Annotated in this window: 4 protein-coding genes; 1 reads left to right on the top strand and 3 read right to left on the bottom strand. The window is 39.9% G+C overall.

Translation table 11 applies throughout. The annotated features are described in order from the left end of the window. The first annotated feature begins 156 nt into the window (after positions 1–156). Positions 157–387 (top strand): PAS factor family protein, encoded by a 231-nt coding sequence (locus tag NB504_RS08695; protein ID WP_013868597.1) that lies wholly within the window; start codon positions 157–159, stop codon positions 385–387. Positions 388–506: 119 nt separating this feature from the next. On the opposite strand, the gene NB504_RS08690 is transcribed toward NB504_RS08695, so the two are convergent. The 3 genes from NB504_RS08690 to NB504_RS08680 all read right to left on the bottom strand — a co-directional run bounded on the left by NB504_RS08690 (position 507) and on the right by NB504_RS08680 (position 1758). Then, entirely contained in the window at positions 507–713 is a 207-nt protein-coding gene (locus NB504_RS08690) for a DUF1289 domain-containing protein (protein ID WP_013868596.1), read from the bottom strand. Positions 714–967: 254 nt separating this feature from the next. Continuing rightward, positions 968–1258, bottom strand: a complete 291-nt coding sequence (locus tag NB504_RS08685) for a hypothetical protein (RefSeq protein WP_017048470.1) — start codon at positions 1256–1258, stop codon at positions 968–970. Between the two features lie 299 nt (positions 1259–1557). Continuing rightward, on the bottom strand, positions 1558–1758 hold the full coding sequence (locus NB504_RS08680; protein ID WP_258428655.1) for a hypothetical protein: 201 nt from the start codon (positions 1756–1758) through the stop codon (positions 1558–1560). Positions 1759–2777 lie beyond the last annotated feature (1019 nt).

Genomic DNA, 2777 nt, shown 5'->3' with positions numbered 1-2777 from the left:
ACACTGTAAACACTGAACTGCAATTTTGCACTAAAGTCGCCACGCGTTGGCAATCCCTCTTGAGCCGTTTGTTATGTGATTGTTGCACAAGATTTACATTAAGGGCTCAGCTATAATCCATACGCACCAAGTTAACTATAATAAAATGGACATGATATGAAAGCTCTTATTTATGAAACACTTATTAGCCTTGCAAACCAAGACCCTGAACAACATGCAAAAATTCGCGAAAATCTGTATGAACAGTTGGGCTTACCTTTGGACAAACAATTAGCTCTATACTCTAGAGCCCTTGGGCCAGCAAGTTCAGGAAAACTTGAAAATGACCAAGCGATCAATAATGCAGTTGAAAGTGCAATTAAGCTGCTAGAAACACCTGAGCACTAGCCTTGCATTACTAAATATCAGCGGCCCACGACGTCAAGGGCCGTTTTTATATGCTCATTTTCTAACAAATTCTCAGCCAACTTAGACAAAATTATCACCAGTAATACTTTTAGAGAAAGCTAAAACCTCGATTTTTGAGCCAATTCCCTTCTTTGACGGCATGCAATAAGAATCTTGTTCTTTTCAATTATCGTTGAAGAATGCCAATCAATAATTTCATTCAACGATCTGAAACATCCCAAACAAATATCCATCTCATCTAAACAGCACTGTCTAATACACGGTGACTTGGGATCTTCGACCTCACTCATTTTTCTATCTTCCATAACAAAAATCCTATCACATTGCCACAGTAGTCTTTATTAATGAAATCATAGTAAAGAATTCGGCGTACACTAGCACATAACGCCCGGCTAAGGGGTTGACAACGCACCGCCGGACTCAAAAAACACGCTGTAAACTCTGAACTTCAATTTTGCACTAAAACCGCCACGCGTTGGCAATCCCTCTTGAAGCGTTTGTTATGTTTTATTCCAAGCAGCTGATTTTATTAAAAATAACCTTAGGATTCGCAACTAGTTTAAGACATTATTGCCTTACTTCTAAAAAGTATTTTTTTGCATGATAAGCAAATATGTTTATAACGAGGATCTGCATGAGCTGTTAATGGTTGAAAAATCACTTTGTCTGAACCACAACTAAAGCATTTAGCACTTTCTGGATCTGCCGTTTTACATTCAGGATGCTTTATCAAATAGTTCTCAAGTGTCGGCAATTTGTGCCAATCATCATCCTGTGGCTTCGAATATGATATGAAATAGTAGAATGTTGCCGCCGCGCCTAAAACTAAAACCAACCAAATGAAATCCATCTCTTTTCCTCAAGTTATCCCGAAAACATAACGCCGCGTTAAGGGGCGCAGGCACGCAATACAAAAGTGACCGCATACAACTTAACCACTAAACCCAACGCAAATTGAAAATGCCACGCGTGCCAAGTCCCTCTTGAACGCTTTGTTATGCTTAAGCTTCAATGACTTACGTTTTATCTGAACCAAGATTAACTCGACTTTGATTCATAAACAAAAACCAAAACGTAGAAAACCGAAACAACTCATAGTTTTGAAAAACATACTTCGAATTTCAGCTATCCAAGACCATAAAACTAAGATCAAATTTCTAATTGAGCCAGCCGCCCTAACCTCGCACTTGCCCAAAAAATTGATTGAGGCAACGCTCTGAATTTCCAGCGCCAAAGAATAATTGTCCGGAAAACAGCGCCCACTGAAGCCAACTTGCCGAGAAACACAAAACTCACAAGCCAAGGGAACAAAGAAAGACCATAACCCACTGATTTTTGGTGATTAAGCATAACGCCGCGTTAAGGGGTGCAGGCACGCAATACAAAAGCTACCGCACAGTGCCGTAACCACCGAACTCAACGCAAACTGAAAATGCCACGCGTGCCAAATCCCACTTAAACGCTTTGTTATGCTTAAGATTCAATGACTTACGTTTTAATAAAACCAAGATTAACTAGACCTTGATTCACAAACAAAAGCCAAAACCTAAAAAACGGAAATGACTCATGATTTTGAAAATCAGACATTGAACTTTGGCCGCTAATACTCAAAAACCTAAGATCAAATTGCTGATTGAGCCAACCGCCATAACCTCGTGCTTGCCCGAAAATTGACTGAGGCAACTCTCAGAATTTTTAGCGCCCAAGAATGGATGTCCATAAAACAGCGCCCACTGAAGTCAATTTGCCGACGAGCACGAAACTTACAAGCCGAGGGAACAAAGAAAAAACATAAATCACTGATTTTTGGTGATTAAGCATAACGCCCGGCTAAGGGGTTGACAACGCACTGCCGAACTTAAAAAACACACTGTAAACACTGAACTTCAATTTGGCACTAAAGTCGCCATGCGTTGGCAATCCCTCTTGAGCCGTTTGTTAGGCCAATAGATTAACAACGATACTTTCACAACCAAAGAACGAGCTTTTTTGTAAACTTGAAACAAACTAACCGATTCATTTATAAACCAAAACCCTAATTCAGCAAAGAAACCAAAAAACTAAAATTGAGCGGTTTTGAAGAAAAGTGACGAGCGTAGCATGCTCGGCGGACGTTTGGATGCTGAAGGTTATTTTGCCGCTAAATTCACAACGATAAGTAACCCAACGCGATCAAGAAACAGCAAATATGTGATGATTATTTATTGCTTAAGTTTAGGCACAAAACATGGAATTTACCGTTCAATTCAAACTCGATTTAGCTGATAAAAACTCACTTTGCCTAACGCCCGGCTAAGGGGTTGACAACGCATTGCCGAACTCAAAAAACACACCGTAAACACTGAACTGCAATTTTGCACTAAAACCGC

Origin of the sequence: Vibrio sp. RM-69-4 (assembly GCF_024743775.1) — a bacterium.
Classification (GTDB): Bacteria; Pseudomonadota; Gammaproteobacteria; order Enterobacterales; family Vibrionaceae; genus Vibrio; species Vibrio anguillarum.
Note: the sequence above shows the minus strand (reverse complement) of the source record. Positions and strands in the feature narration are given on the sequence as shown.

Bases quoted from the DNA above. Each gene is read 5' to 3' on its own strand.
- NB504_RS08695 (WP_013868597.1), top strand. From the start codon at position 157: ATGAAAGCTCTTATTTATGAAACACTTATTAGCCTTGCAAACCAAGAC.
- NB504_RS08690 (WP_013868596.1), bottom strand. From the start codon at position 713: ATGGAAGATAGAAAAATGAGTGAGGTCGAAGATCCCAAGTCACCGTGT.
- NB504_RS08685 (WP_017048470.1), bottom strand. From the start codon at position 1,258: ATGGATTTCATTTGGTTGGTTTTAGTTTTAGGCGCGGCGGCAACATTC.
- NB504_RS08680 (WP_258428655.1), bottom strand. From the start codon at position 1,758: ATGCTTAATCACCAAAAATCAGTGGGTTATGGTCTTTCTTTGTTCCCT.